Annotated in this window: 23 protein-coding genes; 17 read left to right on the forward strand and 6 right to left on the reverse strand. The window is 42.7% G+C overall.

What is annotated here, in order from left to right; genetic code table 11:
* Positions 1-52: 52 nt before the first annotated feature.
* The 4 genes from hemL (at position 53) to lysM (ending at position 5531) form a co-directional block, all read left to right on the forward strand.
* Complete coding sequence (gene hemL, locus L3D27_RS00985) at positions 53-1348, forward strand: glutamate-1-semialdehyde 2,1-aminomutase (RefSeq protein WP_432481319.1); 1296 nt, start codon at positions 53-55, stop codon at positions 1346-1348.
* Between the two features lie 160 nt (positions 1349-1508).
* Positions 1509-4307 (forward strand): preprotein translocase subunit SecA, encoded by a 2799-nt coding sequence (gene secA / locus L3D27_RS00990; protein WP_432481320.1) that lies wholly within the window; start codon positions 1509-1511, stop codon positions 4305-4307.
* Positions 4308-4499: 192 nt separating this feature from the next.
* The gene (locus L3D27_RS00995) at positions 4500-4772 is read left to right on the forward strand and encodes a hypothetical protein (RefSeq protein ID WP_284673852.1); all 273 of its coding nucleotides are present in this window, start codon (positions 4500-4502) and stop codon (positions 4770-4772) included.
* A gap of 276 nt (positions 4773-5048) precedes the next feature.
* A complete protein-coding gene (gene lysM / locus L3D27_RS01000) occupies positions 5049-5531 on the forward strand; it encodes a peptidoglycan-binding protein LysM (protein ID WP_373627996.1) in 483 nt (160 codons plus the stop codon).
* A 62-nt stretch (positions 5532-5593) separates the two neighbouring features.
* On the opposite strand, the gene L3D27_RS01005 is transcribed toward lysM, so the two are convergent.
* Complete coding sequence (locus L3D27_RS01005; RefSeq protein WP_373627995.1) at positions 5594-5932, reverse strand: hypothetical protein; 339 nt, start codon at positions 5930-5932, stop codon at positions 5594-5596.
* Between the two features lie 494 nt (positions 5933-6426).
* Here L3D27_RS01005 and L3D27_RS01010 point away from each other — a divergent pair, with 494 nt between their 5' ends.
* The 10 genes from L3D27_RS01010 to L3D27_RS01055 all read left to right on the forward strand — a co-directional run bounded on the left by L3D27_RS01010 (position 6427) and on the right by L3D27_RS01055 (position 13922).
* The gene (locus L3D27_RS01010; RefSeq protein ID WP_432481322.1) at positions 6427-8205 is read left to right on the forward strand and encodes an acetolactate synthase 3 large subunit; all 1779 of its coding nucleotides are present in this window, start codon (positions 6427-6429) and stop codon (positions 8203-8205) included.
* Positions 8205-8717, forward strand: a complete 513-nt coding sequence (gene ilvN, locus L3D27_RS01015) for an acetolactate synthase small subunit (protein WP_284673856.1) — start codon at positions 8205-8207, stop codon at positions 8715-8717. The genes L3D27_RS01010 and ilvN overlap by 1 nt, the downstream gene beginning before the upstream one ends.
* On the forward strand, positions 8717-9004 hold the full coding sequence (locus tag L3D27_RS01020; RefSeq protein ID WP_373627992.1) for a putative quinol monooxygenase: 288 nt from the start codon (positions 8717-8719) through the stop codon (positions 9002-9004). The genes ilvN and L3D27_RS01020 overlap by 1 nt, the downstream gene beginning before the upstream one ends.
* Before the next feature lie 36 nt (positions 9005-9040).
* A complete protein-coding gene (locus tag L3D27_RS01025; protein WP_432481324.1) occupies positions 9041-9220 on the forward strand; it encodes a hypothetical protein in 180 nt (59 codons plus the stop codon).
* A gap of 50 nt (positions 9221-9270) precedes the next feature.
* Entirely contained in the window at positions 9271-9639 is a 369-nt protein-coding gene (locus L3D27_RS01030) for a PIN domain-containing protein (protein ID WP_432481325.1), read from the forward strand.
* Between the two features lie 45 nt (positions 9640-9684).
* Positions 9685-10707: a ketol-acid reductoisomerase gene (ilvC, locus tag L3D27_RS01035; protein WP_284673857.1), complete on the forward strand. Its 1023-nt coding sequence runs from the start codon at positions 9685-9687 to the stop codon at positions 10705-10707.
* Between the two features lie 156 nt (positions 10708-10863).
* Positions 10864-11283 (forward strand): hypothetical protein, encoded by a 420-nt coding sequence (locus tag L3D27_RS01040; RefSeq protein ID WP_284673858.1) that lies wholly within the window; start codon positions 10864-10866, stop codon positions 11281-11283.
* A gap of 319 nt (positions 11284-11602) precedes the next feature.
* Positions 11603-11815, forward strand: coding sequence for a cold-shock protein (locus tag L3D27_RS01045; protein WP_284673859.1), 213 nt, complete (start codon positions 11603-11605; stop codon positions 11813-11815).
* Positions 11816-12194: 379 nt separating this feature from the next.
* Entirely contained in the window at positions 12195-12944 is a 750-nt protein-coding gene (locus L3D27_RS01050; RefSeq protein ID WP_432481326.1) for an electron transfer flavoprotein subunit beta/FixA family protein, read from the forward strand.
* A 45-nt stretch (positions 12945-12989) separates the two neighbouring features.
* Positions 12990-13922, forward strand: coding sequence for an FAD-binding protein (locus L3D27_RS01055; protein WP_432481328.1), 933 nt, complete (start codon positions 12990-12992; stop codon positions 13920-13922).
* Between the two features lie 116 nt (positions 13923-14038).
* On the opposite strand, the gene L3D27_RS01060 is transcribed toward L3D27_RS01055, so the two are convergent.
* The 4 genes from L3D27_RS01060 to L3D27_RS01075 form a co-directional block, all read right to left on the reverse strand.
* Positions 14039-14899, reverse strand: coding sequence for a metallophosphoesterase (locus L3D27_RS01060; protein WP_432481330.1), 861 nt, complete (start codon positions 14897-14899; stop codon positions 14039-14041).
* Between the two features lie 6 nt (positions 14900-14905).
* Positions 14906-15697 carry a TrmH family RNA methyltransferase gene (locus L3D27_RS01065; RefSeq protein ID WP_432481331.1) on the reverse strand — a complete coding sequence of 264 codons (792 nt, stop codon included), beginning with the start codon at positions 15695-15697 and terminating at the stop codon, positions 14906-14908.
* Between the two features lie 71 nt (positions 15698-15768).
* Complete coding sequence (locus L3D27_RS01070) at positions 15769-16767, reverse strand: class 1 fructose-bisphosphatase (protein ID WP_284673864.1); 999 nt, start codon at positions 16765-16767, stop codon at positions 15769-15771.
* 473 nt (positions 16768-17240) lie between these two features.
* Positions 17241-18122, reverse strand: coding sequence for an AraC family transcriptional regulator (locus L3D27_RS01075; protein ID WP_373627984.1), 882 nt, complete (start codon positions 18120-18122; stop codon positions 17241-17243).
* A 149-nt stretch (positions 18123-18271) separates the two neighbouring features.
* Between L3D27_RS01075 and L3D27_RS01080 the strand changes: the two genes are divergently transcribed.
* The 3 genes from L3D27_RS01080 (at position 18272) to L3D27_RS01090 (ending at position 20557) form a co-directional block, all read left to right on the forward strand.
* Positions 18272-18610: a carboxymuconolactone decarboxylase family protein gene (locus tag L3D27_RS01080; protein WP_373627982.1), complete on the forward strand. Its 339-nt coding sequence runs from the start codon at positions 18272-18274 to the stop codon at positions 18608-18610.
* Positions 18611-18679: 69 nt separating this feature from the next.
* A complete protein-coding gene (locus L3D27_RS01085) occupies positions 18680-19543 on the forward strand; it encodes a cysteine hydrolase (RefSeq protein ID WP_284673867.1) in 864 nt (287 codons plus the stop codon).
* A gap of 75 nt (positions 19544-19618) precedes the next feature.
* The gene (locus L3D27_RS01090) at positions 19619-20557 is read left to right on the forward strand and encodes a dicarboxylate transporter/tellurite-resistance protein TehA (protein ID WP_432481332.1); all 939 of its coding nucleotides are present in this window, start codon (positions 19619-19621) and stop codon (positions 20555-20557) included.
* A gap of 353 nt (positions 20558-20910) precedes the next feature.
* On the opposite strand, the gene L3D27_RS01095 is transcribed toward L3D27_RS01090, so the two are convergent.
* Positions 20911-21243 (reverse strand): hypothetical protein, encoded by a 333-nt coding sequence (locus L3D27_RS01095; RefSeq protein ID WP_432481333.1) that lies wholly within the window; start codon positions 21241-21243, stop codon positions 20911-20913.
* Between the last annotated feature and the right edge of the window lie 244 nt (positions 21244-21487).

Here is a 21487-nt window from a genome sequence, read left to right on the forward strand (position 1 = left end):
TATCGCCTTAGAAATTCACTCGTGGAAGTTGAATCAGCCATAAGGAGACGCAATGACTCAAGTAACTGCCGACCAAATATTATTTGAAAAAGCCAAACGCCATATCCCAGGGGGGGTTAATTCTCCTGTTCGTGCCTTTACTGGTGTGGGGGGTACGCCTGTTTTTATCAGTCGTGCAAAAGGGGCGTATATCTATGACACCGAAGATAAGCCCTACATAGATTATGTTGGTTCATGGGGACCTATGATTTTGGGTCATGCTCATGATAGTGTCATTGAAGCGGTTAAGATGGCTGCTGCTGATGGCTTGTCGTTTGGTGCACCAACGCCGTTTGAGACGACAATGGCGGATTTGATTTGTGAGTTAATTCCGCACATTGAACTGATTCGCATGGTGTCATCTGGCACAGAAGCAACCATGAGTGCCATTCGTCTGGCTCGTGGCTATACAGGGCGAGATAAAATCGTTAAATTTGAAGGCTGTTATCATGGTCATTCTGATAGCCTGCTGGTAAAGGCTGGTTCTGGTATGCTAGATATTGGCGAACCGACATCAAAGGGTGTGCCTGCCGACTTTGCCAAGCATACCGTTACCTTGCCCTATAATGATGTAGCGGCATTAAAACAAGCCTTTGCAAAGTTTGGTGGCGAGTTTGCCTGCGTTATTTTAGAGCCGATTGCAGGCAATATGAACATGGTCATTCCATCTCAAGAGTTTCATGATGCCTTGCGTCAGCTGTGCGATGAGCATGGTGTGGTATTGATTTTTGATGAGGTTATGACAGGTTTTCGTGTGGGATTAAAAGGGGCAAGTCATCATTTTGGCATTACGCCTGATTTGACCACCTTTGGCAAAATCATCGGAGCAGGTCTGCCTGTTGGAGCATTCGGCGGAAAGCGTGAGATTATGGAACATATCGCCCCTTTGGGTGGAGTGTATCAAGCAGGTACGCTCTCTGGGAACCCACTTGCCATGCGTGCAGGCAAGGCGATGTTTGATGAGCTTGTTTGCCCAAACTTCTACGAAGAACTGACCGCTAAAACCAAGTATCTACTAAAGGGCTTGCAAGAAAAAGCGGACAAACATGGCGTTGTCTTTACTACTTGTTCGGTAGGCGGCATGTTTGGTATGTTCTTTAATGATACCTTGCCAAAGAATTTTAACGATGTGGCAGGTGCAGATACCAAGCGGTTTAATCAGTTTTTTCACGCCATGCTCAAGCAGGGTGTGTATCTTGCTCCATCTGCTTTTGAGGCGTCGTTCATGTCATCTGCTCATACTTATGAGGATTTGGACCGAACCATTGAATGTGCTGACAGGGCGTTTGGTGAATTGGCATCAGGTTAAGAATGAGCTACCAAGTCAAGCAGTCTGGTGGTTTATCAATGATAAAATGAGACTTATATCTGATGGATGTATGTAGAGTCTCCCTTGATTTTTTATCATCAATAACCATCAATCATTATTATAAAAAAATTTTGCCCTATGCAATTTGGAAAGATTAACCATGTTAAGTAAAATTATTGGTAGTGTTATCGGTACTAAAAATGAGCGTGAACTAAAGCGTATGCGTAAGATTGTGGCGACAATCAACGCCCTAGAGCCTAGTATTTCTGCGTTATCTGATGATGAATTACGCCAAAAAACCACCGAGTTTAAAGAGCGTCATGCTAACGGTGAAAGTTTAGACAAGCTACTACCAGAGGCGTTTGCGGTGTGTCGTGAAGCATCTAAACGAGTCAATGGTATGCGTCATTATGATGTACAGCTCATTGGTGGCATCACACTCCATGAGGGCAAAATCGCCGAGATGAAGACAGGTGAGGGTAAAACCCTGATGGGTACGCTAGCCATGTACATCAATGCCATCAGCGGTAAAGGCGTGCATGTTGTTACGGTTAATGACTACTTGGCAAGCCGTGATGCGGAGCTAAATCGCCCGTTATTTAATTTCTTGGGGTTAACGGTTGGCGTGATTTATAGTCAGCAGCCGCCACATGAGAAGTTTGACGCCTATCGTGCTGACATCACTTATGGCACAAACAACGAATACGGCTTTGATTATCTGCGTGATAACATGGTATTTAGCCTTGATGAGAAAAAGCAGCGTCCTTTGAACTACTGTATCATTGATGAGATTGATAGTATTTTGATTGATGAGGCTCGCACACCACTGATTATCTCAGGTCAGGCAGAAGATTCTGCCGAGCTGTACTCACTAATCAACACCATCGTGCCACGCTTGATACGCTCAGAAGATGAAGAGGCGAACAAGGAGAATAAAGATGGTGATTTTTGGATTGATGAGAAAAACCGTGCCATTGAGATTAGCGAAAAAGGCTACGAGAAGATAGAGAAATTTTTAATAGAGGTGGGTGAGCTTGGCGAAAAAGAAAGTTTGTATAGTCCTGCTCGCCTACCGCTATTGGCTCATGTACAAGCTGCCATCAGAGCACATCATATTTTCATCAAAAATATTCACTACATTGTCCATGAAGGTGAGGTCATCATTGTTGATGAAAATACAGGCCGTACCATGCCAGGGCGTCGTTGGAGCGAAGGTCTGCATCAAGCGGTAGAAGCCAAAGAAGGGGTTGAAATACAAGCTGAAAACCAGACGATGGCAACCACCACTTTCCAAAATTACTTCCGCCTATATGACAAACTATCAGGCATGACAGGTACGGCAGATACCGAAGCGGCAGAATTTAAGTCTACTTATGACTTGGATGTGGTCATCATTCCAACGCATCGTCCGATTGCTCGTATTGACATGGATGACCAAATTTTCTTAACCAAACTGGGCAAATATCAAGGCATCATCAAAGAGATTCAGCAAATCACTGCCAAAGGTGCTCCGGTACTGGTAGGTACGGCGACCATTGAAGCATCTGAAGAGCTATCACATCTACTTGATCAAGCAGGCATTGCCCATAATGTCTTAAATGCCAAGCAACACGAACGAGAAGCGGAAATCATCGCTCAAGCAGGCAGACCCCGTGCTGTTACCATCGCCACCAACATGGCAGGTCGTGGTACGGATATCATTTTGGGTGGCAACTGGCAAGCTCAGGTTGAAAATCTACACGAATTGACTGAGAATCAAAAAGCTGAGCTACAAGCTGACTGGCAGATTAAGAATGAGCAGGTGAAAGCAGCAGGCGGTCTGCATATCATCGGTTCAGAACGCCACGAATCTCGCCGTATTGATAACCAGTTGCGTGGTCGTGCTGGTCGTCAGGGCGACCCTGGTCAGTCAAGGTTTTTCCTATCTTTGGAAGATGACTTGATGCGTATTTTTGCAGGCGAGCGTGTGGTTAATATGTTCCGTGCGATGGGTCTAAAAGAGGATGAAGCGATTGAGCATAAGATGGTTTCTCGCTCCATTGAGGGTGCTCAGGGCAAGGTTGAGGCACGAGACTTTGATGCCAGAAAAAACCTACTCAAATACGATGATGTTGCCAATGAACAGCGTAAAGTTATTTATTCGCAGCGTGATGATTTACTTGGTCAAGCCAATCTAAAAGAATCCATCAAAGAGATGCACCATGAGGTATACAATGCTTTGATTGCACAGTTTGTGCCGCCTGGCTCGGTTGATGACCAGTGGAATATTGATGGGTTAGAAGATGAGATTGAAGACGCATTTCGTTTTTATATGCCAATCAATGATTGGCTTGATGCTGACCGCCGTCTTGATGAAGAGGGTTTGCGTCAAAAAGTGGTGGAGACGGCAATCGCTCGCTATGAGGACAGAAGAGCTCAGATGGGTGAGGACAGTGCGGTTCAGCTTGAGCGTCATTTTATGCTACAAAGCCTTGACCGCCATTGGAAGGAGCATCTTACCCAGATGGATCAGTTGCGTAAGGGCATTCATCTTCGTAGTTATGCTCAAAAGAATCCAGAACAAGAGTATAAGCGTGAGTCTTTTGAGTTATTTCAATCCATGCTTGGTGCGATTAAATCAGATGTGGTGCAGGACTTGGCTCGCATCCATGTGCCAACACCAGAAGAATTGGCTGCTTTAGAAGAAGAACGCCGTCGACAAATTGAACAGATGCGAATGCAGTTTGAACACGAAGTGGCGGGTGCGAGTGATGAGACGGCACGCAATGTATCTAATGAAGGACAGCCTGTCTTTACTCAAAATATCACCTTTGTGCATACGCCTACTGCCATTGATGAAACCCAAGCAGAGCGTATGGCAGATGAAGATGTCATCATTCCGCCAAACATCAACCGTAATGCACCTTGTCCGTGTGGCAGCGGTCTAAAATATAAGCAGTGCCATGGCAAGATTTCTTAATGGGCTGTAAAAAGGGCGTTTGGAATGATGGTTACAATCTTTTTGATTACCCATAAATAGACGGGTGTTCGCCTGTCTGGTTTTTATTTTTTGATGTGCTGATTTAAATAATAAAAGCCATCTTTCCATATGGGCTGTGATATCATAAAATAGACACCTTAGTGATGATGGTGATTGGTTTTGGAGAGGGTGATGCAAAAGTTTGTTTATGCAGTATTAAGTTTGGTGGTTATGGTGAGTGCCTGTTCAAAAACAGAAGAATCGCCGATAGAAAAAGCAGAAATGATGGAGGTTGTGCCAATGTCTGCCGAGCCTGCCGAGCCGACTGTACGACCTGCTACTGATGATGAGACTGTAGATATTGATACGAACAACCAAGCATTAACAATGACCGATCAAGATGAGATGGAGCAGGAAATCATAGAATCAGTGGATGGGGAAATCCCATCGGAGCTGATTCGGTAAGCAGTGAGATTGACTTAATAAAACCAAAAGACTGCTTGCTGTAAACCACACCCCAAAAGTTAGATGCTAAACTAACCTTTGGGGTGTTTTTAATGGCAAATACATTTTATAACAATTTCATAGCAAAACTTGGTGATTTATGTGATGAAATTGAGTTAAGATGACAGTGTAATTCTTGCTGACAGTCTTTTTTGACTGATAGATAGATAATTTTAATTTAGACTGCTTTAAGTTTGGAATTTATCAGTGGTCTTATCAATAAATGGGAGTTTTATCATGAGTATTTTTAGTTTTGCCAAAGAAATCGGCGACAAGATTTTTAATCGTAATAAACAAGAACAAGTATCTACTGATGCTACACCAGCAACCACCGAACCAACCGCACAAGAAATTGCTAACTTGCTACTTGCTCGCATACAAGCCAATGCTAATATTAACGCCCTAAAGGTCAGCTACAATGGCGATACTGACACGGTGGTACTGACAGGTGAGGCAGCATCACAAGCCGACCGTGAAAAAGCAGTGCTAGCAGCAGGTAATGTACAGCATGTTGCACAAGTGGACGACCAGCTGACTGTGGCAACGCCAGAGCCTGAGTCTCGTTTTTATACCGTACAATCTGGCGATACACTATCTAAAATCGCCAAAGAAATGTACGGCAATGCCAATGAATACAATAAAATCTTTGAGGCAAATCGCCCACTACTTACGCATCCTGATAAAATTTATGTTGGTCAGGTGCTTCGTATTCCTGCATAAGTCGTAGATTAAAAAGACCGTTATAGAACGGTCTTTTTTATGAGTATTGTGAGCGGTTTTGATTATTGGCAGTGAGCTTGTAAGGCTTGTTCGGTTTGGGTTTTTCTGTCATGTATTTGTTTGGCAGTCATCTCGTGGCGACTGCCTTTAGCGTCAATCTCGTATATTACACCATTGGCACTAAGTGCAGCTAAGTTATCACGCAGGGTCTGGCATTGTTGCTGTTTGATGGGGTTGTGAGTGATTGGAGTCTTGTGATGAAAGTGCAGAACCTGAAAGCTACCTTGTGGCGGTAGCTGACTATAACGAGGCTCGCCATGCGTGCCAATGCTATAATAAATCGGCAGGGCGAATGTGTGCATGGACAGGCAGATAGCAAGCAGTGATAGATATCTTATCATAAGGTCTGATGAGTAACTAGATGGGTTTATTGTAGCATGATTAGCTGGGAGTATGATGAAATAGTGGGTATTATTTGACCTTAATCTGGCATTTAAAATGGAAATCATGTATTCAATAATTGTTAAAAATAGATAAAAAGCAGTTGGCAAAATGCTCATTTTAGGGTAATATACTCAAATTGATTTTTAATAACTTATTATTCAAGAAGTTATTTATTTTATAAACAATAGTTATTGATTGATAATTATTGAACAATTCAATAAAAGTCGGCGTAGCTCACTCAACAGCTCCGTTTGTTATCAAACCATGAACAAATTACCGTTTGCTTGTGCGTTTTTTAACATTGCTTGGACTTATCGGTCTGCAAGACAGTAGAAATTCATCCTTTCTTTGCCCTGTGGGGCTGTCTTTATATGCCTTTTGTCCTTTTGGGTCTGTATCGAGCCATGTCTATTTGGTAAATTTATCCCATGTTGGATAAAAAGGATACACCATGACATACAGTGCATTTCATGAAAATCAAGCCAAACTTGCTCGTGGCGAAACCGTTACCATGAGTGGTGGCGAGTTACTTGTACAAGCCTTGGTAGATGAAGGCGTAACACACATTTTTGGCTACCCTGGCGGGGCGGTACTGCATATCTACGATGCCCTGTTTAAGCAAGATAAAATCGAGCATATCCTAGTTCGCCATGAGCAGGCAGCAGGACATATGGCTGATGCCTATAGTCGTGTAACAGGGCGTACTGGTGTTGTGCTTGCCACATCAGGACCTGGTGTAACCAATACCGTTACCGCCATTGCCACTGCCTTTATGGATAGTATTCCGATGGTTGTTTTGGCAGGACAAGTGCCAAGCACGCTGATTGGTGATGATGCTTTCCAAGAGTGTGATATGGTCGGCATTTCTCGCCCTATTGTCAAGCACAGCTTTGTGGTGAGAGACCCAAAAGACATTCCTGCCATCATCAAAAAAGCCTTTTATCTTGCAAGCTCTGGCAGACCCGGACCTGTGGTTGTTGATATCCCTAAAGACATGACCAATCCTGCCGATAAGTTTGATTACTTCATGCCAGAGTCGGTCAATCTGCGTTCTTATCAGCCCAACCTTAAAGGTCATGCCGGTCAAATCAAAAAGGCGGTGGATTTACTGCTATCTGCCAAACGCCCTATACTGTATTCAGGGGGTGGTGTGGTTCAAGGTGGTGCTTCTGATGAGCTTCGTGAGTTTGCCAATCTATTAAAACTACCTGTAACCAGCACCTTGATGGGGCTTGGGGCATATCCTGCCACGAGCGAGCAGTTCGTTGGTATGTTGGGTATGCACGGCACCTATGAAGCCAATATGACCATGCATCATGCTGATGTTATTGTGGCGGTAGGGGCAAGATTTGATGACCGTGTTACCAATAATGTCAAAAAATTCTGCCCAAATGCGACCATTATCCATATTGACATTGACCCAACTTCTATCTCAAAAACCATTACCGCTCATATCCCTATTGTCGGTGATGTCAAGCCTGTCTTGACAGAGATGGTGAATGTCATCAAATCAAGCGACAGACGCCTTGATGAGCACGTTCTGAATGATTGGTGGAAGCAGATTGGTGAATGGCGTAAGCGTCATGGACTGCGTTATGGTGCTGACACAGACGCACCCATTCACGCCATCATGCCGCAGCGTGTGGTTGAGACGCTTTATAAACTGACAGACGGCAAGGCAATCATTACATCTGATGTTGGTCAGCATCAGATGTTCGCCGCTCTTTATTATAAATATGACGAGCCACGCCAATGGCTAAACTCTGGTGGACTTGGCACGATGGGCGTGGGCTTGCCTTATGCGATGGCGGCCAAACTTGCCCGCCCCGAAAAGACGGTGGTGTGTATCACAGGCGAAGGCTCAATCCAGATGAATATCCAAGAGCTGTCCACCTGTTTGCAGTACAATCTGCCTGTTAAGATTTTGAATTTAAATAATGCTCAGCTTGGCATGGTAAAACAGTGGCAAGATATGCTCTATGAGGCTCGCCATGCCCAAAGCTATATGCAATCGTTGCCTGATTTTGTCAAACTTGCCGAAAGTTATGGGCATAAAGGCGTCAAAATCACCAATCCTGCAACGATGGAAGCCGAGCTAAAAGCAGCCTTAGAGATGGACGGCTTGGTGTTCATTGATGTCTATGTGGATAAGGCAGAGCATGTCTATCCAATGCAAGTGGCAGGACAATCCATGCGTGATATGTGGTTATCAAAAGGGGAGCGTACCTAATGGCACAAGTACAAAAACATCTGATTTCTGTGTTGATGGAAAACGAAGCAGGCTCGCTGTCTCGTGTGGTTGGGCTATTTAGCCAGCGCGGTTATAACATTGATACGCTCAATGTGGCGGCGACCGAAGACCCTACGCTATCACGACTAACCTTGACCACGATTACCACCGCTGATAAGATTGAGCAGATTACCAAACAACTGCACAAACTCATTGAAGTCGTCAAAGTCCAAAACCTATCTGAGGTCTCTGGTGGTAATCAGATTGAGCGTGAGCTGATGCTCATCAAAGTGCGAGCAACTGGGGCATACCGTGAAGAGGTGTATCGCACGGTGGATATATTCCGAGCCCAAATCGTGGATGTGTCCGCAAACCTTTATACCATTCTTATCACAGGCGATGCAGGCAAGTTGGACGGCTTTATTGAAGTTGTTGGGCGTGATAAAATTCTAGAAGTAGTACGCTCTGGCGTGATTGGCATTGCACGGGGCGAGCGGACGCTTTCTTTGTGATGGCAAAAGTTGTCTTAAAAGGTCATATCATCATTCCTAAAACCAATCGGCAAGTTATTTTAGATGAACTTAAAAAACATATTGACTTAACACGTCAAGAAAGAGGTTGTTTAATATTTCAAATCACACAAGACAACAGCGATGCCGATAAGTTTTGGGTTTATGAAGAATTTGTGAACAAAGAAGCCTTCGACTTTCATCAAGCTCGTGTGCGTTTGTCTGCGTGGGGCGTGGTATCTGCTGATGTAGAGCGACATTATGAGCCGTTAATCATGATAGATGATTAGTATTGATTATCTATTAAAATGATTTAAGGAGATAAAATGATTATAGAGCTTGCCAACCTACCGCCAATGGTGCAGGCATACATCAAAGATGAAAAACAACTACAAGTCATTGTCAAAGATGAGCAGGTGCATTTAATGCCCTTACATCAATATGTATCACAACCAACCAAAAAATCCGATTTTGCAGGGGGGGTTGGCACAATTTGCGAATTCTGACTTAATACCAAAAGAAGAACAAGCGGTAGAGATGGCAATCAGGAAAAAATATGGCATTGATTGATACAAATATTTTGTTGTGTTTTTTATTGCAAGACCACGATATATTAAGCCAACAAGCCAAGCAAATCATTGATGATAATGATGTGATTTGTTTAAATGCCGTCATTTATGAAGTCATTCACGTATTACAAAGCGTTTATAAAATTGACGGAGCATTGATTGCTGATAAACTTTTGATACTATTTGAAAATGATGTGATTGAAAGTGAAAATAAGTCAGTTATCCTAAAATCCTTATCAATTTTTAAAGAAACTTCTGTGGATTGCTTGTTAATTGCTTATCGCATCATTGATAATAGCGTAATTTTTTCTTTTGATAAAAAAGTCAATAATTATCTAAACAGAATAAGTTTTTAATTAACCCACGCCCTTAAATTACGGGCATTATTTAAGGAAACTCGTATGAGCTTAAATATCTATTATGACAAAGATTGTGATTTGTCTATCATTCAAGGCAAAAAAGTTGCCATCATCGGTTATGGCTCGCAAGGTCATGCCCACGCCCTAAACCTAAAAGACAGTGGCGTTGATGTTACTGTGGGTTTGCGTGCAGGCTCTGCTTCTTGGAAAAAGGCTGAGAACACTGGTCTAAAAGTTGCCGAAACTGCCGAAGCGGTCGCTGGTGCTGATGTGGTGATGATTTTGACCCCTGATGAATTTCAGCGTCAGCTTTATAAAGAAGTGATTGAGCCAAATATCAAACAAGGTGCAACGCTTGCTTTTGCTCATGGTTTTGCCATTCACTATAACCAAGTGGAACCTCGTGCCGACCTTGATGTGATTATGGTTGCACCAAAAGCTCCTGGTCATACCGTGCGTTCTGAGTTCGTCAAAGGCGGCGGCATTCCTGATTTGATCGCTATCTGGCGTGATGTATCAGGTCAAGCCAAACAAGTGGCGTTGTCTTATGCCTCTGGCGTGGGTGGCGGTCGCTCTGGCATCATTGAAACCACCTTTAAAGATGAGACTGAGACCGACCTATTCGGTGAGCAAGCCGTTCTGTGTGGCGGTGCGGTTGAGCTTGTCAAAATGGGCTTTGAGACTCTAGTGGAAGCAGGATATGCTCCAGAGATGGCGTATTTTGAGTGCTTGCATGAACTAAAACTGATTGTGGATTTGATGTATGAAGGCGGTATTGCTGACATGAACTACTCAATCTCTAACAATGCAGAATATGGCGAGTATGTAACAGGTGTAGAGGTCATCAATGACCAATCTCGTGAAGCCATGCGTCATGCGTTGAAGCGTATCCAATCTGGCGAATACGCCAAGATGTTTATCGCTGAAGGTCAACTCAACTATCCATCAATGACCGCTCGCCGCCGTAACACTGCCGAGCATGAAATTGAAAAAACAGGTGCCAAATTGCGTGCGATGATGCCTTGGATTGGCGGTAATAAAATCATTGATAAAGAGAAAAATTAATCTTTTTTGATTGATTGACAAAACAGCTGTCCTTTAAGACGGCTGTTTTGTTTTGGTTTTTTTGATTAAAAATTCTATGTGCTGTGTTAAATTTTAATAAAATTCATGTAAAATAATGGCTTTTTGGGTGTAAATGTATGAGTAAAGGGGTGTGCGGTGTTGGTAAGTTTTGAGCAGATGTTTGTCATGGCAAGTGCTGTTGTGGCGGTGTTGGTGTGGATTGAATCAAGCTGGACCTTAAAAAATGCAGGCAAACTTCCTGAAGTGAGTGCGTTTGCTATCATCAGTCTGATCAGCTCAGCATGGTTTGTGGCATCTGGCTTGGCGTTGTTTTTCTTGGAGCTGGACAACCTGCAAATGAGCGTGGCGGCTGTTTATGGTCTGTACTGTGTGGCAGGCTGGTTTTATAGTGCCAAACTCATCTCGGCAACGAATATTGATGACCCTAGGGATTTGGTTATTCCTGAAAAGTATCTTAATTTTAGCCGTTCATTTGCATTGGTTTTTTTGGCGTTGTGCATCTTTGTGCTTTTGGTGCCAAAACTGCCCATTGTCACCGCCTTTGGTTACAAATAAATATGCAATCGGTAAAAATAATCCCCAATTTCCCCGCAGAATCTGCTATAATTAAACTTGACTTCGGTCGTGGTATTTATGTATCTTTGTTTTTACCAAACGCTTAGGCGAGTGTTAAAACGACTTTGAAACTTGCGGACAAGTGGGTTTTAGGGCGTATTTGAACCATCTGTGAACTTGTTGAACTTAGTGATAGCTTGATTTATTGTATTGGTTGAGTAAGCGTCTTTCTACATTTAGGCTTATTTTGCAGTTTTGGCAACATAAATATTTATTTTCGGTAATTTTGCCATTTTCAATCATATATAGGAAAGTTCTCATGTCAAACAAAGTTCAAGGCACAGTAAAGTGGTTCAATGAAGCCAAAGGTTTTGGTTTTATTGCCCAAGACAATGGCGGTCAAGATGTTTTCGCTCATTACAGTGCTATTGTAGACAGCGGTTTTAAAACCCTAGCTGAAGGTCAAAAAGTTGCTTTCATTCTAGGCGAAGGCAAAAAAGGTCTACAAGCTGAAGAGATTAAAAAACTTTAATCTTATAAAGTAATCTTTATAAAACACCCAAATATTTTTTGGGTGTTTTTTTATGGACATTGTTTGCGAGTGATTTTTGGTATGGAGATTTTATGTGTTGGTATTGCTTGATGGCTAGGGGACGGCTTTAGGTGCTAAGATGTATTTGGGGCTATCTTGGCGATTGGTGCTTTAAGAGATGATGGCGTAAGAGACAATAAGACAAGAAATAATAAGATAAAAATTTTGGTGCGTCATTTATGAATCATGACCGCCCATTCACACGAACAATTTGACCAAAAATTATAAATTTTAGATAATCTGTCATGGCACAAAGCTAATAAATGTGATATATTCTTAGCAGTTATCATTTCTTAAACGACTAAAAACGGAGTGAACCATGAAGGTATTAGTTGCTGTAAAGCGTGTGGTTGACCACAATGTGAAAGTACGAGTTAAGGCAGATGAATCAGGTGTGGAATTGACCAATGCCAAGATGAGTATTAACCCATTTTGTGAAATCGCCATTGAAGAGGCGGTGCGCCTAAAAGAAAAAGGCATTGCAACAGAAATCATCGCCGTGTCTATTGGGGCAACTCAATCTCAAGAACAGCTTCGCTCGGCATTGGCACTGGGTGCAGATCGTGGCATATTGGTTGAGACTGATGCCAAGACCTATCCGCTACAAGTCGCCAAAATCCTAAAAGGTGTGGCGGAGTCTGAAGGTGCAAGCATCATTTTGTTGGGTAAACAAGCCATTGATGATGACAACAATCAAACAGGTCAAATGCTGTCGGCACTTATGAATGCTTCCCAAGGTACTTTTGCTTCAGAGGTGGTGGTGAATGGCGATAAAGTAACGGTAACTCGTGAGATTGATGGCGGATTGCAGACGGTTGAGCTGTCTTTGCCTGCCATCATCACAACTGACCTGCGTCTAAACGAACCTCGTTTCCCAAAACTGCCAAACATCATGGCGGCCAAGAAAAAACCTTTGGATATCAAAACGCCTGCTGACTTTGGGGTGGACATGAGTTCAAAATTAAGCACTCTAAAAGTAGTAGCTCCTGCTGAGCGTAGTGCAGGCGTGAAGGTAGCGAGTGTTGATGAGCTGATTGATAAACTTAAAAATGAAGCCAAAGTCATCTAAGATGGTGTATGATTATCACAAAGTCGGTCAAAAAAGGATAAAAATATGAGTATATTAGTCTATGCTGAACACGATAATAATGAACTAAAATCTGCAACCTTATCGGCCATCACGGCAGCTGGTCAAATTGATGCTGATGTGCATGTTTTGGTGGCAGGTGCAAACGCACAAGCTGTCGCTGATGCCGCCACTCAAGTGGCAGGCGTGAGCAAGGTGCTTTTGGCGGACAACCCTGCTTTTACTCATCAACTGGCTGAGAACATTGCACCATTGGTGGTAGAGCTATCAGGTGTGTATAGCCACATCATCGCCCCTGCAACCACAACAGGCAAAAACTTTTTGCCACGCACGGCAGCCCTTTTAGATGTCAGCATGGTATCAGACATCACGGCGGTCATTGATGCCAAAACCTTTGAACGCCCAATTTATGCAGGCAATGCCATCGCGACTGTACGAAGTGAAGAAGAGAAGATTGTCCTAACTGTGCGTACAACTGCCTTTGATGCCGCTGCTACCACTGGCGGTAGTGCAAGCATTGAGAATGTCGATGTTGGCAATGATGCAGGCAAATCGCTATTCATTAAAGAAGAGCTTGCCAAATCCGACCGACCAGAGTTAACCTCGGCAGGTATCGTGGTATCTGGTGGTCGTGCCTTAGCAAGTGGTGAGAACTTTACCAAATATATCGAGCCACTGGCGGATAAATTGGGTGCGGCAGTGGGTGCAAGCCGTGCAGCGGTAGATGCAGGATTTGTACCAAACGATCTACAGGTTGGTCAAACAGGCAAAATCGTTGCACCCAATCTATACATCGCTGCAGGTATCTCAGGTGCGATTCAGCACTTGGCAGGCATGAAAGACTCTAAGGTCATCGTGGCGATTAATAATGATCCAGAAGCACCGATTGCTCAAGTAGCGGATTATTTCTTGGAAGCTGATATTTTTACTGCACTGCCAGAGCTGACTGAGAAGCTATAAACCGAGAAGTTACAATAAGCTAAAAATGCCAAGCCATTAAGATGCTAGATCATCAATATGGCACGCATGAATCAGTAACAAAAATCCCTATCTTGGATGATGGGGATTTTTTTTGGTTAGTCGTTAGGTATGGTCAAAAATACTAATTCTGGACGATTAAAGATTCTGGGGATAAAGCGTGTGGATTTTGTGGCAAGTCCACGACTGACGATGAACTGGCTGTGTTGGCTGTAAGATTGGCTGTTGTCAAAGTGATATTCACCGCCTGCGTATTTTGGAAACAAGCCTTGATTTGGGGCGAATAAGCCATTTAGCACATAAGGAATACGCCATTGACCACCGTGTGCATGACCGCTAACGATAAAATCAAAGGGGTACTGTAGATAGCTATCAATATATTCAGGGCGATGAGCGAGTAGGATATTGATGTTGCTTGGATTGGCAGACTGTCCAACCGTGCGTAAGTCTTGATGAAATTTTTCTATCAGAACAGGGTCTGATACGCCATGAATGCGTAAATTACTGGCTTTGCCATCAATCGGCACAACCGCACTTTCACCGTGTAGAATCTTAATGCCGTAGCGTTGGATTTTTTGTTCTATCTTGGCATACTCGTTAGCTGGCAGATATAGCTCGTGATTGCCATTGACATAGTACACATTCGGTGTGATGGCGGTGAGCTGACTAAGCAGAGTATCGGTGTGCGTTTGTGGCATTTGATCATCATAAATATCGCCACCCAATAAAATCATCTCAGGGCGTCTGTCTTTTAGTGGTTTAATCAACTCAATCTGCCCATCGCCATAAAAATTACCATGTAAGTCGGTGATGATGGCGACGGTGATGCTCTGATCATCTGGCGTGCCTTGATGAGCGTGGTATTCTTTGATGATGAGTCTATCATCGATGGCGATGAGTGTGATGACGGCTAAGATAACAAAGCTCATCAGTAATCTTGGGGTTAGTCTGTATTTCATGATGTTTTATGATGAGATGGGTGGCTTGGCAAACTGACGCTGACGCAGTATCTCATACAGGCATACACTGCCTGCTACGCCGACATTTAGGCTTTCTTGTCCGTATTGGGGTAGGGTGAGAGGGGTGGCACTCTCTAGTAGTAGCCTGTCCACGCCAGAACCTTCATGCCCCATGATTAGTGCCAACGGCTGGGTCAAGTCTTTATGGTAGATCAGTCCATCTGCGTGCGAGGTCGTGGCGTATAATGGCACTTTGACGAACTCAAAAATCTCATCAATACTCACATTGTCATAGATATCTAAGCTAAAATTCGCCCCCATACCGGCCCTAAGTGTCTTAGGATTGTAGGTGTGGGCTGTGCCTGTGGTGCAGATTACAGTATCAAAACCTGTGGCACTGGCTGTTCTAAGTAGTGTGCCTAGATTGCCTGTGTCTTGAATGCCATTGATGATCAAACAGTCTTTGATTATCTTTTGGTGTAGTGTCAAATTTGGTATCGTGATGACCGCCATGATTGGCAAGCACTCGCCTAGCGTGCGGATGTTTTTATATAGAGTGTCGCTGATGATGACAGGCTGTTTATTGAATCTGCTTATCAAATCTTGGATTTCGGCATTTGCCAAACCGCTTTCGCTGATGATTGTGGTGATGGGTGTTTTATTTGCTTTTAGGTAAGCGTCTAATAAATGCACTCCTTCAATGACCGTTTGAGCTAATTTTTTGCGTTTTTTTGGGTCGGTGAGTAGGGCGTGGGCGGTTTTGATTAGGGGGTTGTCTTTACTTGTGATTAAGTTCATTGTGATGACCGTTTTTGAAAAAATAAAAACCGACAAATTGATGGTTTTTATTTGTATGAAGTTGATTGCAATTATGCAGGCTCACCATTTGCCAAAATTCCTGCCTGATCGTGTAGTGCCTTGACATACGACACTTCTTCTTTTGCACCCAGTACCACAGGGATACGCTGATGGATACTGGTAGGCGTGATGTCCATGATGCGCTGTACACCATCTCTACTGGCACCGCCTGCTTGTTCTATGATGAAGCTCATGGGGTTGGCTTCGTACATGAGACGAAGTTTGCCAGCTTTGCCGGCAATCTTGGTATCAAATGGATACATAAATACCCCGCCACGCATCAAGATGCGATGCACATCGGCAATCATCGCTGCCACCCAACGCATATTATAATCTTTGTTGCGTACACCTGCATCGCCTTGAGTTAGCTCTTCAATGTACTGTGCAATGGGCGGTAGCCAATATCGGCGATTAGAAGCGTTGATGGCGTATTCGGCGGTATGTACGCTGATTTGGACATCATCGTTAATGAGTATGTAGCTTTGGGTGGCAGGGTCTAGGCTAAACATCGCCACACCTGACCCAAAAGTTACTGCTAGCATGGTGGAAGTGCCATAGATAAAGTAGCCAGAGGCGACTTGGTGTTTGCCTGCTTGTAAAAAGTCTGTCTCTACTGCTTGTTGTCCTTGATTATGATAAGGCAAGATAGAAAAAATCGTACCAACAGTCATGTTGATATCAATATTGCTTGAGCCATCTAGCGGATCAAAAGCGACTAGTAGTGTGCCACCAGCATTGGCAGGGCTAATCTCGTCAAGCTCTTCACTTGCCACACCTGCACAGTTGGGGTTGGCAAGTAGGGCATCGAGCAGTAGATCGTTAGAGATGACATCAAGTTTTTTTTGGGTTTCGCCCTGCACATTCATGGCATCTGCTTCGCCATGAATACCCGCCAATGCCCCTTTATCAAGCAGGTGGCTGATGGCGATACTGGCTTTAGCAAGCGTAGTCATGGTGCTAGCAATCGCTGAAGTGGTGTGGGTTTCTAGGTATTGGGCAAGGGTGGCCATGTAGTGTCCTTTATATAGATACATCAGTATAAATGCTCACAAGCATTCGCTTATGAAAGACTGGATATTTGTTATGTTTAGGGTTGGTCTTAGTTGGACAATCAGGTTGTTTGAATGTGATTATTTTAACATGATTTGGCAGGCTTTGGCTAATGTTTCAAGGTTTTTATCCAGTCAGTCAAGCCAAACACGGATACCAATTAGGCAAGGATAAAAACTAAGCTAAAAAACTAAGCCTTGTTAGTCAAGCAATCTAGTTCTTAGTCTTAGTTTTGCGACCTAATCTTTAATGTGCCATCTAAGATTGTGAGGTGTGGTTCATGGGTGTGGTTTATTGATGTGCAATCATTTTAAGTTTTTGCTCAATGTATAATAACATCTTGTTGGTTGTAAAGATAAAAGACAAATGGACTGTGTTCTAGATGTTAGTCTAGCCAAAGACCTATAAGTGGTAATCTGTGAGAAGTGCCACACTATGTGAGCCGATAAGTACTTGGAGAGACGCCATAGTGTGCCTTAAATGCACGATTAAAATGTGTCTGTGAGCCAAAACCTGTCTCAATGGCAATTTGTAAGACCGACTGCTGACTGGTACGCAAAAGCTTTGCGGCATATTCAAGACGCATGGTTTTGACAAAGGTATGTGGTGCTACTCCCAATGTTTTTTGAAATAGCCTAACGAGTGTTGAGCGAGATAAATGCAATTGTTCGCACATTGCAGATATACTAAAATCATCGTCAGGTTTGCTAGCAATCTTTGCAATCAATTCTGATAATCTAGGATGCTGATATGCCCTTAATACACCGCCTAGTTTTTCGGCAGGCAAGGCACGCAAAACATATACGAGTATTGACTGAGCTAAATTATCAACCAAAAACGCATTACCCATTTGCTTGGGATTTTGAGATTCGTCAATCATCAATGCTACTAACGGATGTAGCGTTTGTTCATTTAAAGTTACAATAAAAAAATCTGGCAGGCTTGCCAATAAGGTACTGTGCTTATCTGCATAAAAGTTTAAGCAGAGCATTGTACAATCGGTCTGATTGCTAATTTGATTGACCAAAAACGCCCCTGACATACTTTGAATGGCACAAGTGGTATCAACCAAACGATGCGTACCAGTATTGACATTTTGTATGCAGTGGTTTATTCCACAAAATAAGGCGATATCACCAGCTTTTAAGATATAAGTTTTGTTTTTTACCACAAGCTGTACTGTGCCTTTGGTTACGATGTGTAGCATGGTTTGCCCTGCTGTGGGCTGTTGTTCTATTTGCCACTCACCCCCCAAACGACAATCTATATGTACGCCTGCATGAAGTTGTGCCAGCGTTAATAAGCTATCTAACATAAACCTTCCTAATGAATTAATTGTACTATTTTTTGAAACAAAAAGATAAGTACAACAAATAAATATCTTTATAATAGCACCATCGCAACGCAATTATACTTTAATATTGCGACCAATCAAAAACTAATTTTTAATAAAGGAGACTGCCCATGTCTTTTGCTGACTGGAAACACATCACCAACCACACCAAACAATCTTTTGGCAAACTGGGTAAAACCAACCCAAAAATGCTAGAAGCCTATCAGGCTTTAGATAGTGCAGCTGCCGCTGAAGCTCTGGACGAAAAAACTCGTGAGCTCATCGCAATCGCTGTTGCCATAACCACTCGTTGTGAAAGCTGTATTGGTGTACACGCTCAAAAAGCTCTAGCTGCAGGAGCAACTGATTCGGAAATTGCAGGGGCATTGGCAACAGCCATCTCATTGAATGCAGGTGCTGCTTATGCTTATTCACTGCGAGCCTTAGAAGCGATAGAATCCCACAAATAAGATGTCTTGTCATTGATTGTTTTTTATCAACATTGTTTAATTTAAAAAGTAGTTATTTTAGAGGTAGTCATGCAAAATACAGACATCAACCAATCGCAATTACCAGATGATGGAGCAAAAATTGATCAAAACCGCCGTGATGCGTTGGGTTTTGGTACAGTCGCAATGGCAGCTGGTGTGATGGGTGCATTGGGTATTGGTGGTCATGCTCACGCCAAAACAGCTGCGACAATAGTGGCCGACCCTTATGCTGAACCAAAGCAGTATGGGCTAGAGCGATCTGGTATGACCATCAATCCTAAGCGAGTGGCTTTGGTGGTTGTGGACCCACAAAATGATTTTTTGAGCCCAAATGGTGTCATGTGGGAAGTCTTAAAAGACAGTATCCAACAAAACAACACCGTAGAAAATATTGAAGCTCTGTTTCAGGCTGCAAAAAAGGTTGATATGCCTGTCTTTGTGTCGCCACACTACTATTACCCCACCGACCATCAGTGGCAGTTTATGGCACCGGGCGAAAATTTTATGCACACAACCAATATGTTTGCTCGCAAAGGTGCTTATACCATGGAAGGTTTTGAAGGTTCTGGTGCTGATTTTGTTGAACGCTATAAAAAATATATCTATGACGGCAAAACTGTCATCGCATCGCCACACAAAATTTTTGGTCCAGAGACTAATGATGTGGTGTTGCAATTACGCAAGCATAAAATTGACCAAGTCATTTTGGCGGGCATGGCAGCAAATTTATGCATTGAATCGCATTTGCGTGAACTTGTAGAGCAGGGTTTTGAGGTCGCTGTTGTTAAAGATGCTACCGCAGGACCACGCATTCCTGAAGGTGATGGTTATTTGGCGGCATTAATTAATTATCGTATTATTGCCAACGACCTTTGGACAACCAAAGAAGCTGTTGCCAAAATGGGTGCATGATATTCTTTTATCAAAAACGCACAAATCTTTTTGTGCGTTTTTGTTTTTGGGTTATTGGCTAATAAAGAGAAGTGTATGCACACCAATCATGGGTTTTTTGATAAGTTATTGCTACCACCTATCGCTTTTTTTGGCATACCAATGGGTCTAGGGGCGTTAAGTATTGCGTGGTATCGTGCCGAAAATGTATTTTTGGTTAGTCATTATGTTAGCACTGCATTAGGTTTGGGGGCGTTTGCCATTTGGCTGTTTTTATTCATTTTATATGTTTGCAAAGCAGTTTCTTCTCCCAAGCATTTTTTGGGTGAATTGCATTATTCAGCACGATTGTCATTGCCAGTGCTGATACTAATTGGTGCAATGGTTGTGGGTGAAATTTGGGTTTTATGGGGATATGTTAATATTGGTCAAGCGTTTATTATTGCTTCAATTCTACTACAGCTAAGCTACAATGTTTGGCAGATTGGCTCTTTATGGCGTGGCGATACATTTACTCAAAATACCACACTGCCACATTTTTATTTGCCCACCATTGCAGGTAATTTTATTAGTGCTAACGCATTAGCATTACTGGGTTACAAGGATTTGGCATTGCTATTTTTTGGTGCAGGTATGTTTGCATGGATGATGTTTGAGCCTGTGCTATTGCAACATATTCGCACTCAAAGTGTTGTGAAAGAATTGCGTGCTACTTTTGGTATTATTTTGGCCCCTGCTTTTGTAGGAGCAAGTGCCTACATATCGGTGGTGGGCACGGTAGATATTTTTGTAAAAATGTTGTTTGGTTACGGTATTTTGCAGTTGTTGTTTTTGTTGCGATTATTACCATGGATTGCTAAAGGAGGTGTAGGACCAAGTTTTTGGAGTTTTTCATTTGGTTTGGCATCTATGGCTAATGTCTCGGTATTGCTTTATCAGCACCAAAGTTTGTATTTTCTTGATATGGTATTATTTGCATTTGCCAATATGGTTATATTAATACTGATGGGAATTAGCATCAGGGCGTATCGGTAATTTATAAAAAAAGGTCTGTAAATTTGACCGGTAAATCTGGTAATCTGGTAATCTGGTAATCTTGTGCTTGTGGTGTTTTTATGGTCGTTGGGGTGTTTTATAGCTTCTTTTAATAAAGTTGTGGCGATTTAACATTGATAAGTTTTAACCACTGTATATCCTAATGGTTTTTGGTTTTGAAGCGTGCGTGTACTGATGGTAAATTGGCTGGTAGGTTCTTGATAGGGATTGTTAAGTTGTGCTAATGTCGTTTGTTGGTGGCTTTGCGAGTATGCCATAGACCTGATGGTGTGTTTTTTTGGTATATAAAAAAGAGCCTAAAATTAGGCTCTTTTTTATAGAGAAAAGAGAGATTATTTCTTTTCTGCAGCATCAGCAGCGTCTTTTGCAGCATCAGCAGCTTGCTCAGCAGCTTCTTGTGCATTTTCAGCGGTAGCTTCAGCTTGTTCGCCAGCACCAGCTTGTGCATTAGCGGCAGCAGTAGCAGCGGTTTCAGCAGCTTGTTCTGCAGTAGCAGCAGCTTCTTGTGCAGCAGCGTCAGCAGGAGCTTCAGCAGCGGCTTCTTGTGCTTCTACAGCAGCTTCTTGTGCAGCAGCGGCAGCGTCAGCAGCTTCTTCAGCAGGCTTTGAGCAAGCAGTTAGAGCTAGAGAAGCGATAAGAGCAGTTAGAGCTAGTTTAGTTTTCATGGTAGTCTCCATAGATTAAGTGAGTTGGCAATCGTATGAATGAAATATTTAGAAAAATCTAGGCAAGTGCAAATACACTTGCCTTTCAGTTCCATATATCTTAGCATACTTTGTTGTAAAGTGAATTATATAGTAATTTTGCAAAAATAAAAAACAATATTCTTTGAGAATTGTTGTAAAAATGTAACAAAATATTTCTACAACATTGCCTTAAAGGGTTTGTCTCTCATTGAGCTAAAAATAT

Source organism: Moraxella sp. ZY200743, from assembly GCF_050885545.1.
Lineage (GTDB): Bacteria > Pseudomonadota > Gammaproteobacteria > Pseudomonadales > Moraxellaceae > Moraxella > Moraxella haemolytica.

What these genes read in the sequence shown, in the direction of transcription:
- L3D27_RS01075 (WP_373627984.1), bottom strand. Translation starts at nt 18,122, where the DNA reads ATGTTAGATAGCTTATTAACGCTGGCACAACTTCATGCAGGCGTACAT.
- L3D27_RS01085 (WP_284673867.1), top strand. Translation starts at nt 18,680, where the DNA reads ATGCAAAATACAGACATCAACCAATCGCAATTACCAGATGATGGAGCA.
- L3D27_RS01070 (WP_284673864.1), bottom strand. Translation starts at nt 16,767, where the DNA reads ATGGCCACCCTTGCCCAATACCTAGAAACCCACACCACTTCAGCGATT.
- L3D27_RS01060 (WP_432481330.1), bottom strand. Translation starts at nt 14,899, where the DNA reads ATGAAATACAGACTAACCCCAAGATTACTGATGAGCTTTGTTATCTTA.
- hemL (WP_432481319.1), top strand. Translation starts at nt 53, where the DNA reads ATGACTCAAGTAACTGCCGACCAAATATTATTTGAAAAAGCCAAACGC.
- L3D27_RS01055 (WP_432481328.1), top strand. Translation starts at nt 12,990, where the DNA reads ATGAGTATATTAGTCTATGCTGAACACGATAATAATGAACTAAAATCT.
- L3D27_RS01045 (WP_284673859.1), top strand. Translation starts at nt 11,603, where the DNA reads ATGTCAAACAAAGTTCAAGGCACAGTAAAGTGGTTCAATGAAGCCAAA.
- L3D27_RS01090 (WP_432481332.1), top strand. Translation starts at nt 19,619, where the DNA reads ATGCACACCAATCATGGGTTTTTTGATAAGTTATTGCTACCACCTATC.
- L3D27_RS01020 (WP_373627992.1), top strand. Translation starts at nt 8,717, where the DNA reads ATGGCAAAAGTTGTCTTAAAAGGTCATATCATCATTCCTAAAACCAAT.
- ilvN (WP_284673856.1), top strand. Translation starts at nt 8,205, where the DNA reads ATGGCACAAGTACAAAAACATCTGATTTCTGTGTTGATGGAAAACGAA.
- L3D27_RS00995 (WP_284673852.1), top strand. Translation starts at nt 4,500, where the DNA reads ATGCAAAAGTTTGTTTATGCAGTATTAAGTTTGGTGGTTATGGTGAGT.
- ilvC (WP_284673857.1), top strand. Translation starts at nt 9,685, where the DNA reads ATGAGCTTAAATATCTATTATGACAAAGATTGTGATTTGTCTATCATT.
- L3D27_RS01030 (WP_432481325.1), top strand. Translation starts at nt 9,271, where the DNA reads ATGGCATTGATTGATACAAATATTTTGTTGTGTTTTTTATTGCAAGAC.
- L3D27_RS01010 (WP_432481322.1), top strand. Translation starts at nt 6,427, where the DNA reads ATGACATACAGTGCATTTCATGAAAATCAAGCCAAACTTGCTCGTGGC.
- secA (WP_432481320.1), top strand. Translation starts at nt 1,509, where the DNA reads ATGTTAAGTAAAATTATTGGTAGTGTTATCGGTACTAAAAATGAGCGT.
- L3D27_RS01050 (WP_432481326.1), top strand. Translation starts at nt 12,195, where the DNA reads ATGAAGGTATTAGTTGCTGTAAAGCGTGTGGTTGACCACAATGTGAAA.
- lysM (WP_373627996.1), top strand. Translation starts at nt 5,049, where the DNA reads ATGAGTATTTTTAGTTTTGCCAAAGAAATCGGCGACAAGATTTTTAAT.
- L3D27_RS01080 (WP_373627982.1), top strand. Translation starts at nt 18,272, where the DNA reads ATGTCTTTTGCTGACTGGAAACACATCACCAACCACACCAAACAATCT.
- L3D27_RS01025 (WP_432481324.1), top strand. Translation starts at nt 9,041, where the DNA reads ATGATTATAGAGCTTGCCAACCTACCGCCAATGGTGCAGGCATACATC.
- L3D27_RS01095 (WP_432481333.1), bottom strand. Translation starts at nt 21,243, where the DNA reads ATGAAAACTAAACTAGCTCTAACTGCTCTTATCGCTTCTCTAGCTCTA.
- L3D27_RS01065 (WP_432481331.1), bottom strand. Translation starts at nt 15,697, where the DNA reads ATGAACTTAATCACAAGTAAAGACAACCCCCTAATCAAAACCGCCCAC.
- L3D27_RS01005 (WP_373627995.1), bottom strand. Translation starts at nt 5,932, where the DNA reads ATGATAAGATATCTATCACTGCTTGCTATCTGCCTGTCCATGCACACA.